Source organism: Bradyrhizobium sp. GW821-FHT13H05, from assembly GCF_058804065.1.
The window spans coordinates 722,246-737,166 of record NZ_JBXAPO010000003.1; the positions used below are offsets into that span (position 1 = coordinate 722,246).

Genomic DNA, 14,921 nt, shown 5'->3' on the forward strand with positions numbered 1-14,921 from the left:
AGTCCGGACTGCCAAAAGGCGGACGGCTCCGATTCAGGGAGGCGACAATGACGGTACGTTCCATTCTCAACACCAAGGGCCACCAGATCATGAGCGTCGAGCCCGACGCCAAGCTGGCCGTCGCGGTCAAGCTGCTCGGTGAGAAGAAGATCGGCGCGGTGCTGGTGATGAACCAGAGCCGGCTCGAAGGCATCCTGTCCGAGCGCGACATTGTGCGCGTGATCGGCGCGCGCGGCGCCGCGGCGTTGGAGGAGCCGGTGAGCGAGGTCATGACCCGCAAGGTCGTCACCTGCAAGGAGACCGACACGGTCGCCGAGCTCATGGAGATGATGACGACAGGCAAGTTCCGCCATCTGCCCGTGACCGACAACGGCAAGGTGGTCGGGCTGATCTCGATCGGCGACATCGTCAAGCGCCGCGTCCAGGAATACGAGTCCGAGCAGGAAGCCCTGCGCGACTACATCAAGACGGCCTGACCGGCATCACTCGCTGGCTTTGGGCGCCGCGCCCTCGGGCGGCGGCGCCAGCACGTGGATCGCCTCCTGGATCGATTCCAGCGCGCGCTCGGCGGCGCGCGCGCCGTGCGCGATCAGATCCTCGGAACGGTGGAAGTCGAACCAGCCGAAATGGCCGACCCGCGGCGAGATCAGGAGATCCGGCGGATCGCCGGCGAGGCGGGCACGGGTGATGCGGTCCTGCATGATGTTGAAGGCATCGACCATCACCGAGGAGATGCCGGGGCGTCCCACGCTGCCGAAGAACTCGCGCTTCATGGTCTTCTCTGCCGAGAACAGCCGCGGGAAGCGCCGCTTGGCGGTCGTGGTCTCCTCGGGCACAGTCTCGACCGGCGCGGGCATCGCGCCGTGCGAATAGATCGTCGTGGAATGGGTGAAGATGTCGCTGGAAAGATTTGCGGCAATGACGATTTCGGCGCCGAGCGCGCGGGCGGCCGAGACCGGCACCGGATTCACCAGCGCGCCGTCGACCAGCCAGCGGTCGCCGATCAGGATCGGCGCGAAGATGCCGGGCAGGGCATAGGAGGCGCGCATCGCGTCGACCACGCGGCCGCGCGTCAGCCAGATCTCGTGGCCGGTGCGGACCTCGGTGGCCACGCTCGCGAACTTGATCGGCAGGTCCTCGATCAGGATCTGCCCGATCGCCTCCTCGAGCCGGGTGGCGAGCTTCTCGCCGCCGAGCAGACCCGAGCCGTTGAGGCGGATGTCGAGATAGCCGAGGATGTTGCGCATGCCTTGCAGGCTGCGTCCCCAGTCTTCCAGCGTGTCGAGCCGGCCGGCCGCATGGAGGCCGCCGACCACGGCGCCGATCGAGGTGCCGACCACGACGTCGGGCACGATGCCGTTGGCGATCAGCGTTCTCAGGATTCCGATATGGGCAAAGCCGCGCGCCGCGCCGCCGCCGAGTGCGAGGCCGATGACCGGCCGGCGGGTCGCGCCGAGGCCGACCTTCTCGCCATTGGAGCCGTTCGCACCGCGGCCCTTCAAGATGTCCAGCACCAAAACTCTCCTACGCCGGGGCCAGCCCACACCACCAGACTAGGCACCGCACTTGCACTTCGCCATATCAGGGGCGAAGCATGGTTTATGCCGCTTTGGAAAGGGCGCTGGGCAGGAGTATGACGAGGGGCGGTTGCCTCCAGTCTAATCACGCAGGCGTCATCCGGGTTCCATAGAACCGTGGGGCCGTATTTCCTGGGATATCAGAGGCTTGAATTTGCCGCGTTTTCGGTGAAAAGCAGGAGACATGACACGCGGGGGTGACGGCATCATCGGATGGCGGCGCAGCGGCAGGCTGCTGCCGGCGCTGATCCTCGCTGCGTGCCTGGTTACCTCAGGCCAAAGTGCTGCGCAGGCGCAGCTTTTCTCCGATCGTCCGCCGCCGGTCCCGCCCGCCTCGGTGCCCGACCCCGGCGGCGCCGTCAGCCTCGCACCTCCCTCCGGCCCAGGCGCCGGACCACCGAGCCTGCCGCCGACCCTGATGCAGCCGGCGACGCCCAGCATGCCGCCGCCTGCGGTCACGACGGTGCCGTCGGCTCCGCCGCTCAACGCGGCCGTGCCCGGCCAGGGCGTGCTGTCGCTGACCGCGAAATACGGCAAGGACACGCCGCCGATCACCAGCGGCCTGGTCTGGCGCGTGTTCGCCGACCGTCCCGACGAGAACGGCACCTTCAAGCTGATCCGCGAAGACCGCAGCGCCACGCCCAATATCGTGCTGCCGCCCGGCAATTACGTCGTGCACGTCGCCTTCGGTCTCGTCAGCGCGGTGCGCACCGTCAGCCTGAAGGCCGAGACCGACCGCGAATCCTTCGTGCTGCCGGCAGGCGGCCTGCGCATCGAGGGCCGCGTCGGCACCAGCCGCATCCCGCAGAACCAGATCTCGTTCGCGATCTACAAGGGTAGCCAGTTCGAAGCCGGCGAGCGCGCCTCGCTGGTGCCGAACGTCGCCGCCGGCGACGTCGTGCTGATTCCGGAAGGCACCTACTACATCATCTCCAACTATGGCGACGCCAATTCGGTGGTGCGCTCGGACATCCGCGTCCAGGCCGGCAAGCTCACCGACGTCACCATCACCCACCGCGCCGCCGTGATCACCCTCAAGCTCGTCAGCGACAAGGGCGGCGAGGCGCTCGCCAACACCGCCTGGTCGGTGCTGACCCCCGGCGGCGACGTCATCAAGGAATCGATCGGCGCCTTCCCGCGCGTGGTGCTCTCCGAAGGCGAATACCGCGCCATCGCCAAGAACGAGGGCAAGGTCTACGAGCGCGGCTTCAATGTCGTGAACGGTGTCGACGGCGAAGTCGAAGTCGTCGCGCGCTGATTCCTACTTCCGATACCTCAGCGCCTCCACCAGCACCGCAAACGCCGGCGTCGGCTGCCGCCGGCTCGGGTAGTAGAGGTGATAGCCCGCGAACGGCGCGCACCAGTCGGCGAGCACGCGGATCAGCCGGCCGTCGCCGATCTCGCGCTTCACGATGTCCTCCGGGACGTAGGCAAGGCCCATCCCCGCCAGCACCGCATTCATCCTGAGCAGGCCGGTGTTGAACACCAGCTGGCCGTCGACGCGCACCCTCATGGCGCGCCCGCGCTTCTCGAACTCCCACGCATAGATGCCGCCATAGGTCGGCAGGCGCAGGTTGATGCAATTGTGCTCGGTGAGATCCTGCGGCTGCTTTGGCTTGCCCCGTGCGGCGAAATAGCCGGGTGAGCCCACGACCGCCATGCGCATCTCCGGCCCGATCCGCACCGCGATCATGTCCTTGGCGACCTGCTCGCCGAGGCGTACGCCGGCGTCGTAGCGCTCCGCGACGATGTCGGTCAGGCCATAGTCGACGACGAGCTCGACCTTGATATCCGGGTAGCGCGGCAGCAGCTTGGCGAGCGCCGGCCACAGGATGGTCTGCGCCGAATGTTCGCCGGCGGTGATGCGGACGATGCCGGCCGGCGTCTCGCGCAGCGCGGTCAGCGCCGACAGCTCCGCGTCGATCTCCGCAAAGCGCGGCCCGATATTGCGCAGCAGCCGCTCGCCGGCCTCCGTCGGCGCGACGCTGCGGGTGGTGCGGGTGAGCAGCCTCAAGCCCAGCCGTTCCTCCAGGCCGCGCACCGTGTGGCTGAGCGCCGACTGCGAGACCCCGAGCTGGGCGGCGGCGCGGGTGAAACTGCGCTCGCGCGCGACCGCGAGGAAGGCGAGCAGGTCGTTGACGTTGGTGCGGGCCATTCATGAATCCGGATCATGAGTACATGCCGCTTTTATCACCTAATCGCAGACCGGCATGCGGCTTAAGTTCGCAGCCGACGTGATTTTGAAGGAGAGCTGCGATGCAGATGCGAAAATTGGGCAAGAGCGGTCTGGAGGTCTCGGCCCTCGGCCTCGGCTGTATGGGATTGAGCTACGGTTATGGGCCGGCGACCGAGACGTCGCAGGCGGTCGCGCTGATCAGGACCGCGTTCGAACGTGGCGTGACCTTCTTCGACACCGCCGAGGCCTACGGTCCGTTCGCCAACGAGGAGCTGTTGGGGGAGGCGCTCCAGCCATTCCGCGACAAGGTCGTGATCGCCACCAAGTTCGGTTTCAAGGGCGGCAAGGTCGAAGCCGGTCTCGACAGCACGCCCGCCAACGTCAAGGCGGTGGCGGAGGCCGCCTTGAAGCGGCTGAAGACCGACCGCATCGATCTGTTCTACCAGCACCGCGTCGATCCCGACGTGCCGGTCGAGGACACCGCGGGTGCGGTGAAGGATCTGATCCGCGCGGGCAAGGTGCTGCATTTCGGCATGTCGGAGGCGAGCGCGCCAACCATCCGCCGCGCTCATGCGGTACAGCCCGTTGCCGCGTTGCAGAGCGAGTATTCGCTGTGGTGGCGCGAGCCGGAGCAGGAGATCCTGCCGACGCTGGAAGAGCTCGGCATCGGCTTCGTTCCGTTCAGTCCGCTTGGCAAGGGCTTTCTGACCGGCGCGATCACCGAGAGCACCACGTTCGATGCAAACGACTTCCGCAACATCGTACCGCGCTTCTCATCCAGCGCACGCAAATCCAATCAGACACTGGTCGAGCTGCTCGGGGAGATCGCTGCCGCGAAAAAAGTGACGCCGGCGCAGATCGCATTGGCCTGGCTGCTGGCGCAGAAGCCGTGGATCGTGCCGATTCCCGGCACCACCAAGCTGCACCGGCTCGAGGAAAATCTCGGCGCGGCGGTGGTAACGTTGTCCCAAGCCGATCTTTCGGCCATTGCAGAGGTGCTGGCCAAGGTCGCGGTGCAAGGTGATCGCTATCCCGCTCATCTCCAGGCGCGAGTCGGCCGCTAGAGACTGTCATCAGACGCCCGGTGAGCGTTCGCTTACCGGGCGTTGTCGTGTTGTGTTCCGATTTGCATAGCCTTGTCAGCGCTATCAAGCTGCTTCGCAAGGCCGACGAACACCGGGAGCATCAGCTTATTCCGGACGCGCCGCGACTTTGTCACGGCCGGTGGAAGATACGTATTTCCGATAATCAATTTTATTCTCTTTCCATCCTGCTGGGTTATATGTCGGGCATCCGCCCAATGGGGGGAGGCCGGAGCAGGTGGGTTGACCTGCGAGACCGGCGAGGAGCAGGGGGCCAAGCCTGTCGGCATGTTCGAAGTGATCCTTACCAGGCGCAAACGGTTTGGTTGGCGGTGGCAGGTGTGCGACCAGTCCGGCAAGATATTTGCCGACGGGTTCGAGCGCACGCGGCCGGCCGCCAAATATCATGGCGAGCGCGCGTTGTTCTTCCTGCTGTCGCAGGCTTATCTGCGCAACCGCTCGGCGGCGTCCAGCGAGGACTAGCCCCGGTCCGCAGTTCCGTAGCCCGGATGGAGCGCAGCGCAATCCGGGGCCGACAAGATGTCGCGTTGCCCGTCGGGCAAAACACCCAATATGACCGTCAATCTGCGCCCGCAAAAATATTCCACTTTACCGAAATTCGGAATTGGCGGATAGTGCGCGCACTCCGGCCCAAGGAAGAGGGGCGTATCGCGATCGCCACGAACGCGGGCCGGGCGGCGGTGGACGCAGATGGCGTCGGCGCGAATGGCTTCGCAGGGCGGGCAACCGTGAGCGAAGGCGTCGCGCACACGACCGGTGCCATCAGCGTACGGCAAAATCGTGTGGTCCTGACGCCCGGGGTCTGTGCGTCAAGTCTTGCGGTGATGTGGCGGCCCGACCGGGCCCGCGCATCAGCCATCCGCAAGGCGACGGGGGCAATAGTGCAACGCTCCCCGGGGAGAGCACGACATAAGCCGTAAAACCACTGCGCAGGGAAGGCCGGGATGCTCCGGTTGCCCTGTTACCCGCTGTGCATGAAGCATGCGCAATCTGCTCATGGCATAGCGGTCAATGGGAGCCAACCGGCTCCCGGCCTTCCCTGCGCCCTCTTTCATCGGGGGTGAGGCGACGAAGCAAAGCTCGGGCGAAATGCGCCGCGAGGATGATGAGCCATGTCAGCCGTTCAACGACAGTCTCGTGCCCCGGGCGCTGCGCAGCGCAAAGCGGTGCGCTGCAGAACCGGGGCCCATGCATCAGTGTGCCGTGCGGCTTGCTGGGTCCCGGCTCTGCGGAGCGTCACTGCGTGCCGCACCGCGTCCGGGACACGCGAGCTGGGACGCCGCCACTCTCCACTCCGTCATTGCGCGCTCGTGCGCGGCCGCGCTCAGCGCATTTGCACAGCCGTCATAGTCTCTAACACGCACTAACCAACACCAGACTTAAAACTGTCATAATCACTAAATTGGAACCGCACCTGCGTCCTTTTTACACGCCATTAAGTGCATCTGCATTGGATGCGCTCGGAAAGTGCGTTGGGGACTGCAATGAGTGCCGCGAAGAAGATGCCGGGAAAACCGGCCACCGAAATGTTTGACGACATCCCGGTGCTTCAGCGCAAATGGCGTGCCGCGTTGAAGCCGGGCGAACGGCTGCCGCGCTACGAGGACGTGATGCTCGGCAGCCTCGGGCGGCTCGCCGATCACATCGCGCTGCTGAAGAACGACGGTGCGCTCGAACTGTCGCGCAGTGGGCGCTATGTGCAGAAATGGCTGGGCGAGGAGCGCTGGGACATCCCGGTCGCAGAGCTCTCGCCGGACTGTGCCACCGCGTTGTCTGAAGCGGTGACGAGCGCGCTCCAGAACGGACGGCCGCACCAGGGAAGCGCGCATTGCGTGCGCGATGGCATGGTCAGGACCTACGATGTGCTCGCGCTGCCGACATCCTCGCGCTGGGGCGCCACGCTGGTCGGCGCCTATGTCAACGAGCGCGGCACGCAATACAATCTGCTGGACGCGGTCTTTTCCTCGACCGACGACGCGGTCGTCGCTCTGGCGACGCTGCGCGATGCCTCGGGCCAGCCGTTCGATCTCCAGATCGTGCATCACAACAAGAGCGCCGGAATGCTGCTGCAGGCCGCAGGTGCGGGCCTGTTGTGGCGACGGATCGGCGAGGGCGACACCTTGCTCGCCTCGCCCGAGATCATCCAATTCCTGCTCAAGACCGTCTCCGGCGGCCGCGGCGAGCAGCTCGAGATCGAGCACGATGGCCGCCATCTGCGCCTTAGCGCCACCGCCTTCGCCGACGTGGTCTCGCTGACGATCTCGGACGTCACCGCGTTGAAGCGGCGCGACGCCTCGTTCCGCCTGCTGTTCGACAACAATCCGATGCCGATGTGGGTGTTCGACGCGCAGAGCAAGGAGTTCCTTGGCGTCAACGATGCCGCGGTCCAGCATTACGGCTACAGCCGCGCCACCTTCCTGCGCATGAAGCTGCACGAGATATGGCCCGAGGACGAGTGGGACAGCCACGCCGAGGCGCTGGAGCGCGTCGGCGACACCTATCATTCCTCGCGCAACTGGCGGCACCTGCGCGCCGACGGCAGCGAGATCGAAGTGCTCACCTTCGGCCGACGCGTCGCCTTCGACGATCGCGACGGCTATCTGGTCGCGGTGGTCGATATCACCGAGCGGCGCAAGGCCGAGGCGCGGATCGCCCACATGGCGCATCATGACGGTCTCACCGACCTGCCGAACCGCGAATATTTCCAGGAACGGCTGAAGCAGGCGCTCGACCAGGCCGGCGGAAAACGGGTCGGCGTGCTCTACGTCGATCTCGACCTGTTCAAGAACATCAACGATTCCTTCGGCCATCCGGTGGGCGACCGCCTGCTGAAGGAGGTCGCCGCACGGCTGACCACGGCAGTCCGGGGCGTCAATCTTGCGGCCCGGCTCGGCGGCGACGAGTTCGCCGTGATCCTGGCGGCTGACGTCTCGCCGAACGAGGCCAGCGCCTGTGCGACGCTGCTGATCGACCTGCTGAAGACGCCCTATGAGATCGACGGCCAGGAGATGGTGATCGGCGCCAGCATCGGCATTGCGCTGTCGCCGGGTGACGGCGTGACCTCGGAGGAATTGATGCGCAACGCCGACATGGCGCTGTATCGGGCGAAGTCCGACGGCGGCGGCGTGCATCATTTCTTCGAGCGTGAGATGGACCTCCAGGCGCAGAAGCGCCGCGACATGGAGCTCGATCTGCGCCGTGCGTTTGCCAATGGCGAGTTCGAGCTGCATTACCAGCCGCTGGTGTCGATCGCCTCCGACCGCATCTCCGGCTTCGAATCGCTGCTGCGCTGGCGTCATCCCGACAAGGGCATGATCTCGCCGGCGGAGTTCATTCCGGTCGCAGAAGATATCGGCCTGATCACCCAGCTCGGCGAGTGGGTGCTGCGCGAAGCCTGCGCGGAAGCGGTGAAATGGCCTGTTGACGTCAAGGTCGCGGTGAATCTGTCGCCGGCGCAATTCCGCAGCCGCAATCTGGTGCAGGTCGTCATCTCCGCGCTGGCGCAATCAGGCCTGTCACCGAAGCGGCTCGAGCTGGAGATCACCGAGTCGATCTTCCTCGCCGAGACCGATGCCAATCTTGCGATCCTGCATCAGCTGCGCGAACTCGGCGTCAGCATCTCCATGGATGATTTCGGCACCGGCTATTCCAGCCTGAGCTATCTGCGCAGCTTTCCGTTCGACAAGATCAAGATCGACCGCTCCTTCGTCAAGGATCTGGCACAGCGGCCCGATTGCGTCGCGATCGTGCGCGCGATCTCCGGCCTCGGCCGCAGCCTCAACATCACCACGACCGCGGAGGGCGTCGAGACCGAGGATCAGCTCGATTGGCTGCGGGCGGAGGGCTGCAACGAGGTGCAGGGGTTTTTGTTCAGCGCGGCGCGGCCCGCCGCCGAGATCGCAAAGCTGCTGGCCGATTTCGGCCAGCGTCCCTCACGGGCGGCGTAGCCCTTCCGGGTAGCAGCCGTAGACCAGTTCCTTGAAGGCGGGCGTGATGCGGCTGCGCTCGTTCTGGGTCTGCTGCATCAAGAGGTAGACCATGTCGAGCTTGGGATCGACGCCGAAATAGGTGCCGCTCCCTGAGTCCCATTTCAACTCGCCGATCGAGCCGGCCGGCGGCGGCCTGGCATTGCCGGGATCGGTGCGCACGCCGATTCCGTAGCCATAACCAAAACCGTCGCCCGGGAAATAGAAATAGTCGCGCCCCACACCCGAGCCGGGCCCGATGTGATCGGTCGTCATCGCCTTGAACGCGGCGGGGCTGAGGTAACGCTTGCCCTCGAACTCGCCGCCGTTGAGCAGCATCTGGGAGAAGCGTTGATAGTCGGTGATGGTCGAGAGCAGCCCGCCGCCGCCGGATTCCCATTCGGGATGGGCGAGGCGGTCGCGTTCGCCTTCGAGCAGGACCGGGTCGTTCGGCAGCGGCCGCGCCATCCGCGCGCGCTCTTCCGGAGTTTTCAGCACGAATTTGGTGCTGTTCATACCGAGGGGATCGAGAATGCGCAGCTTGAGGAATTCATACAGCGTCTGGCCCGAGATGATCTCGATGACCGCGCCGAGCACGTCGGTGGAATGGCCATAGCGCCACAGCGTTCCGGGCTGGCGCGTCAGCGGCAGGCGGGCGATGCGGTCGGCGAATTGTCTGTTGTTGAAGGGCCCGTCAAAAATGTTGGCGGCCTGGTAAACCTGCATCACCCAGGGGGCGCCGATATAGTCATAGCTGATGCCCGAGGTGTGCCGCAGCAGATCCTCGATGTTGACAGGTCGGATCGGTGCCTCGAGTTGCAGCTTCGCGCTGCCCTCGGGCTCCACGCCCACCTTGGTGTCGGCGAAGAGCGGGACGTATTTCGATACAGGATCGGTGAGCGCGAGCTTACCCTCGTCGATCAACATCATCGCGCCGAGACACGTGATCGGCTTGGTCATGGAGTGGATGGCGAAGATCGTGTCCGGCGCCATGGCAAGGCCGGTCCTGGTGTCGCGTACGCCGAAGGTCTTGAGATAGACCGGCTTGCCGTGTTGCTGGACCAGAACCACCGCGCCCGGCAAGCGACCGCTGGTCACCTCGTTGTCAAAATACGCGGTGATGCGGTCGAGCCCGTCGGGCGACGGAGCAGGGATGTCGGCTGCGCGGCTGCGGGCCATCGTGCCGGCGAGCAGCGCGGCTCCGACCAGAAATTCGCGACGCTTCATCCGGGCTTCCTCCCTCGCCGGGATCAAAGCCGCAAGACCTCAGAGACGTCAACAAGACTTCGATTAAAATCGCGTCACGATTTCCGAAAGGAACGGCCGCGGGCGGTCCTCGCTCGGTTTGGTCGGCGTACCCACGTGGATGAAGCCGGCGAGCTTTTCGTCCGGCTTGAGGCCGAGCCCGTCGAGCACGTCGCGGTCGAACGAGAACCAGCCGGTCAGCCAGCAAGCGCCATAGCCGAGCGCGGTTGCGGCCGTGACGATGTTCATGGCGCTGGCGCCCGCCGACAATTCCTGCTCGAACGCCGGCACCTTGGGATGCGGCCTGGTGAAGCTGACGATGCCGATCACCAGCGGCGCATCGGTGAGGCGCTTGCGCTCGGTCTCGACGTCGGCCGCGGGCGCCCCGGGATTCTTGCGGGCAAACACCTTGGCGATCACCTCGCCGGCACGTGCGCGAGCGTCGCCCTCGAAAATGATGAAGCGCCACGGCGCAAGCTTGCCATGGTCAGGCACGCGGGCACCGATGGTGAGGATGGTCTCGAGCTCGGCCGGGGAGGGCCCGGGGCCGGTCATTTCGCGCGGCTTGACCGAGCGGCGGGTCTTCAGGAGTTCGATGGCGTCAGGCACGGGGGCGTCCTTATGGCTTGCTGTTGTTGCCGGACATAAGCCTGGCAGAAGACGAATGGAAGGGATTTTAGAGGTATTATGAGATCTGCTGGTCGCAGGCCAGAAAGCTATGGTCCCAAGTTGGGACTATGCTAAGATGAATTGGATGAGGATCATAGCGCTCAGCACGATCAAGGCGTTTCTCGATCGGGCCGGCGAGGTCTCTGACGCACGCGAGCCCCTGATGGCCTGGTTTCGGCAGGTGAAACAGGCCGATTGGGCGAAGCCCGCGGACGTCAAGCGAGACATCCGAACCGCTAGTATCATCAGGGACGGCCGCGTCGTCTTCAACGTCGCCGGCAACAAATATCGCGTCGTGGTCTGGATCAACTATCCATATCGCGTGGTCTATATCCGTTTTGTCGGAACACATCGGCAGTACGACGCAATCGATGCTCAAACTGTTTAGAAGGTCGATGATGGAAATCGCGCCAATCAAGTCCAATCGGGATTATCGCCGCGTCCTCAAGCAGATCGAGACGTTGATGAGTGCGCGCCGGAACTCGCCTGAGGGCGATCGGCTGGATGTGCTCGTGACGCTGGTGGAGGCGTGGGAGCGTAAGCACTATCGGCTCGATCTTCCGGATCCGATCGAGGCGATCAAGTATCATATGGAACAGAGCGGCCTGCAGCCGAGAGATCTGATTCCCTTTATCGGTAGCCGAAACCGGGTTCACGAAGTGCTCAATCGGCGGCGTGAATTGACGCTCAGCATGATCCGCAGGCTGCATGAGGGGCTCGGCATTCCCGCCGAGTCCCTCATCAAAATCGGGCAAGATAGAGCCGCTTGAACGCCATCAGGCCGCGTCGCGGGCCCGCCGGACGTCCGGCGGGGTTGCCTCGTCCACCAGCGCGGTGATCGCCTCCGCGGTGGTCGTCACCTTCTGGCCGTCGCTGCCGAGCCGGCGGACAGAGACCGAATGCGTCTCTGCCTCCTTCTTGCCGACCACGAGCAGCGCCGGGATCTTGGCCAGCGAGTGCTCGCGGACCTTGTAGTTGATCTTCTCGTTGCGAAGGTCGATCTCGGCCCGAAGCCCGGCGCGGCGAACCTGCTCCAGCACCTGCTTGGCGTATTCGTCGGCTTCCGAGGTGATGGTGGTGACCACCACCTGTACCGGCGAGAGCCAGAGCGGGAAGTTGCCGGCATAGTGCTCGATCAGGATGCCGATGAAGCGCTCCATCGAACCGCAGATCGCGCGGTGGACCATGACCGGCGCCTTCTTGCCGCTGTCATGGTCGATGTAGAACGCGCCGAACCGTTCCGGCAGGTTGAAGTCGACCTGCGTGGTGCCGCACTGCCAGTCGCGGCCGATGGCATCGCGCAGCACATATTCGAACTTCGGCCCGTAGAAGGCGCCTTCGCCCGGATTGATCTCGGTCTTGATGTGGTTGTTCTGCGCCTGGATCTGGCTCAGCACGGTGGCCATCACGCGTTCGGCGTGATCCCACATCGCGTCGGTGCCGACACGCTTCTCCGGACGGGTCGACAGCTTGACCGTGAGATCGCCGGTGAAGCCGAAGTCCGCATAGGTCGACAGGATCAGGTCGTTGATCTTCAGGCACTCGTCGGCGAGCTGGTCCTCCATGCAGAAGACGTGCGCGTCGTCCTGGGTGAAGCCGCGCACGCGCATCAATCCGTGCATGGCGCCGGACGGCTCGTAGCGATGCACCACGCCGAACTCGGCGAGGCGCAAAGGCAGGTCGCGATAGCTCTTCAGGCCGTGCTTGAAGATCTGCACGTGGCCGGGGCAGTTCATCGGCTTCAGCGCAAACCAGCGCTTGTCCTCGGCCTCGTCGCCGGCCGACTGCGCCGCGAACATGTTCTCGCGATACCAGCCCCAATGGCCCGAGGTCTCCCACAAGGACTTGTCGAGGATCTGCGGCGCGTTGACCTCGCTGTAATCGCCGGCGAGGCGCCTGCGCATATAGGCGATCAGCTGCTGGAAGATGGTCCAGCCCTTGGCGTGCCAGAACACGACGCCCGGACCTTCCTCCTGGAAGTGGAAGAGGTCGAGCTCGCGCCCGAGCTTGCGATGGTCGCGCTTCTCGGCTTCCTCGATCTGCTTGAGGTAAGCGTCGAGGTCCTCCTGCTTGGCGAAGGCGGTGCCGTAGATGCGGGTCAGCATCGGGTTGTTGCTGTCGCCGCGCCAATAAGCGCCGGCCACCTTCATCAGCTTGAAGGCGCCTCCGACCTTGCCGGTCGAGGTCATGTGCGGGCCACGGCAGAGATCGAACCAGTCGCCCTGGTAATAGATCTTGATCGGCTCGTTGCCGGGAATGGCGTCGACCAGCTCGACCTTGAACGCCTCGCCCTTGTCGCGGAACACCTGCTTGGTCTTTTCGCGATCCCAAACCTCTTTGGTGAAAGGTTTGTCGCGCGCGATGATCTCGCGCATCTTCTTCTCGATCGCGGCAAAGTCCTCCGGCGTGAATGGCTCGTTGCGGAAGAAGTCGTAGTAGAAGCCGTTCTCGATCACGGGGCCGATGGTGACCTGGGTGCCGGGCCACAGCGACTGCACGGCCTCGGCCAGCACATGCGCGCAATCATGGCGGATCAGCTCGAGCGCGCGCGGATCGTCGCGGTTGATCAGCTCGATCTTGGCGTCAGCTTCGATGGGGTCGTCGAGGTCGGCGACCACGCCATCGAGCGCCATCGCAACCGTGCGCTTGGCCAGCGACGGCGAAATGCCCTTGGCGATCTCGAGGCCGGTGATGCTCTTGTCGTATTCGCGCCGGGCGCCGTCGGGGAAGGTCAGGGTGACTTTGGCGGCGGGGGTCACGGGCTTCAGATTGCTGAGGGAGTATTGGAAGCCGGATTCGGACTTGTTCTGGTCGGTCATTGCTTTTCTCCTGAAGCTCACTCCTGCGAACGAGCGCAGGTAAGCGGGAACGAGCGATATATCAGGCGATTCGGCCTGCGCAATCCGGCATTTCCAAGAAAGTGGCGCGCAAAAGCCGGGGCGATGCGCCAACTATTTCGCGCCGCGCCCTTTAACTGCCCACGGGTCTGCTCTACATGCATTTGCATGGAAAATCCGCCTGCCGCCGGCCGTTTCACGCCAACCGCCCTGATGCTTGGCAATCTCGTTACCGGCTGCTCGGTGCTGGCGCCGGCGGGCATGCTGCCGGAATTGTCGGCGGGGCTCGGCATCAGCATCCATGCGGCCGGGCTGCTGATCACCTTCGGCGCGGTGACGCTGTGCATCGGCTCGCCGCTGACGGCCTGGCTCACCAGCCGCATCGCGCGACGAACGCTGCTTGCGACGACGCTGGCGGTGCTCGCCTTGGGCAATCTCGCTTCGGCCTTTGCGCCCGACTATACGAGCCTCCTGATCATCCGCCTGGTGATGCTCGCGGTCGGCGCGCTCTATACGCCGCAGGCGGCCGGCACCGCGGCGCTGATCGTGCCGGTGGAGCGGCGCGGCAGCACGATTGCCTATATCTTCCTCGGCTGGTCGCTCGCAGCCGCCGTCGGCCTGCCGCTGATCACCTTCATCGCCAGCCGCTATGGCTGGCGCGCGGCCTATGGCGGGATCGGCGCGCTCGGCTGCATCAGCTTTCTGCTGTTGCTGCTGCGCCTGCCGGCCGGGCTGAAGGGCTCGCCCGTGGATATCAAGACCTGGAGCGCGGTTGCCCGCAGCAGGACGATTTTGCTCCTGCTCGCGATCACGATGCTGCAAATGTCCGGGCAGTTCGCGGTGTTCACCTTCATGGGTCCGCTGCTGAAGAAGCTAACCGGGGCAAGCCCCGATGCGATCGGCATGGTGTTCGCCATCTACGGTGTCTGCGGCTTCCTCGGCGTCGCCCTTGCAACCCGCATCGTCGACACCTGGGGGCCGTACCGAACGTCGCTGCTGTTCACCTGCCTCGTACTTGCAGGCATCACCGGATGGGCGCTGAGCGCCGGCACGCTTGTGATCATGGCGGGTGCGGTCGCGATCTGGGGCCTCGGCTTTGCCTCGACCAATTCGATGCAGCAGGTGCGGCTGGTTGCGGCCGCGCCACAGCTGGCATCGGCGACCGTCGCGCTCAACACCTCCGTCCTCTATATCGGCCAGGCGGTCGGCTCCGCCATCGGCGGATTGCTGTTCGCCCGCGATCTGCTTCATCCGCTCGGCTTCGTCGCGGTCGGCTTCGTCGTGGCGGCGCTGGTCCTGGTAATCCTGAGCCGGCCCCGGCCGGTGGCTGCCGCCACGGCCTGAAGGGC

At 64.9% G+C, this 14,921-nt stretch carries 13 protein-coding genes; 8 read left to right on the forward strand and 5 right to left on the reverse strand.

The genetic code is table 11. From position 1 onward, the window contains the following. Positions 1-47 precede the first annotated feature (47 nt). The gene (locus AC1RR3_RS12305) at positions 48-476 is read left to right on the forward strand and encodes a CBS domain-containing protein (protein ID WP_492822753.1); all 429 of its coding nucleotides are present in this window, start codon (positions 48-50) and stop codon (positions 474-476) included. 6 nt (positions 477-482) lie between these two features. Here the strand turns inward: AC1RR3_RS12305 and AC1RR3_RS12310 are convergent, their stop codons facing one another. Next, positions 483-1,514, reverse strand: a complete 1,032-nt coding sequence (locus AC1RR3_RS12310; RefSeq protein WP_492822755.1) for a patatin-like phospholipase family protein — start codon at positions 1,512-1,514, stop codon at positions 483-485. A 247-nt stretch (positions 1,515-1,761) separates the two neighbouring features. Here AC1RR3_RS12310 and AC1RR3_RS12315 point away from each other — a divergent pair, with 247 nt between their 5' ends. Further along, complete coding sequence (locus AC1RR3_RS12315; RefSeq protein WP_492822757.1) at positions 1,762-2,835, forward strand: RgsD C-terminal domain-containing protein; 1,074 nt, start codon at positions 1,762-1,764, stop codon at positions 2,833-2,835. A gap of 3 nt (positions 2,836-2,838) precedes the next feature. Here the strand turns inward: AC1RR3_RS12315 and AC1RR3_RS12320 are convergent, their stop codons facing one another. Beyond that, on the reverse strand, positions 2,839-3,732 hold the full coding sequence (locus tag AC1RR3_RS12320; protein WP_492822759.1) for a LysR family transcriptional regulator: 894 nt from the start codon (positions 3,730-3,732) through the stop codon (positions 2,839-2,841). Positions 3,733-3,833: 101 nt separating this feature from the next. On the opposite strand from AC1RR3_RS12320, the gene AC1RR3_RS12325 reads away from it, so the two are divergent. The 3 genes from AC1RR3_RS12325 (at position 3,834) to AC1RR3_RS12335 (ending at position 8,803) form a co-directional block, all read left to right on the forward strand. Further along, positions 3,834-4,817, forward strand: a complete 984-nt coding sequence (locus AC1RR3_RS12325) for an aldo/keto reductase (protein WP_492822761.1) — start codon at positions 3,834-3,836, stop codon at positions 4,815-4,817. Between the two features lie 261 nt (positions 4,818-5,078). Then, a complete protein-coding gene (locus AC1RR3_RS12330) occupies positions 5,079-5,318 on the forward strand; it encodes a hypothetical protein (RefSeq protein ID WP_492822763.1) in 240 nt (79 codons plus the stop codon). A 1,022-nt stretch (positions 5,319-6,340) separates the two neighbouring features. After that, entirely contained in the window at positions 6,341-8,803 is a 2,463-nt protein-coding gene (locus tag AC1RR3_RS12335) for a putative bifunctional diguanylate cyclase/phosphodiesterase (protein WP_492822765.1), read from the forward strand. On the opposite strand, the gene AC1RR3_RS12340 is transcribed toward AC1RR3_RS12335, so the two are convergent. Beyond that, entirely contained in the window at positions 8,789-10,048 is a 1,260-nt protein-coding gene (locus tag AC1RR3_RS12340) for a serine hydrolase domain-containing protein (protein WP_492822767.1), read from the reverse strand. The two genes, AC1RR3_RS12335 and AC1RR3_RS12340, sit on opposite strands and share 15 nt — an antisense overlap. Positions 10,049-10,111: 63 nt before the next feature. Then, positions 10,112-10,675 carry a nitroreductase family protein gene (locus AC1RR3_RS12345; protein WP_492822769.1) on the reverse strand — a complete coding sequence of 188 codons (564 nt, stop codon included), beginning with the start codon at positions 10,673-10,675 and terminating at the stop codon, positions 10,112-10,114. A 145-nt stretch (positions 10,676-10,820) separates the two neighbouring features. Between AC1RR3_RS12345 and AC1RR3_RS12350 the strand changes: the two genes are divergently transcribed. Further along, positions 10,821-11,123: a type II toxin-antitoxin system HigB family toxin gene (locus tag AC1RR3_RS12350; protein WP_492822771.1), complete on the forward strand. Its 303-nt coding sequence runs from the start codon at positions 10,821-10,823 to the stop codon at positions 11,121-11,123. 10 nt (positions 11,124-11,133) lie between these two features. After that, complete coding sequence (locus AC1RR3_RS12355; protein ID WP_492823155.1) at positions 11,134-11,505, forward strand: helix-turn-helix domain-containing protein; 372 nt, start codon at positions 11,134-11,136, stop codon at positions 11,503-11,505. Positions 11,506-11,511: 6 nt separating this feature from the next. Here the strand turns inward: AC1RR3_RS12355 and thrS are convergent, their stop codons facing one another. Further along, positions 11,512-13,554, reverse strand: a complete 2,043-nt coding sequence (gene thrS / locus AC1RR3_RS12360; protein ID WP_492822773.1) for a threonine--tRNA ligase — start codon at positions 13,552-13,554, stop codon at positions 11,512-11,514. Positions 13,555-13,740: 186 nt separating this feature from the next. Here thrS and AC1RR3_RS12365 point away from each other — a divergent pair, with 186 nt between their 5' ends. Further along, a complete protein-coding gene (locus AC1RR3_RS12365) occupies positions 13,741-14,916 on the forward strand; it encodes an MFS transporter (RefSeq protein ID WP_492822775.1) in 1,176 nt (391 codons plus the stop codon). The last annotated feature ends 5 nt before the right edge of the window (positions 14,917-14,921 follow it).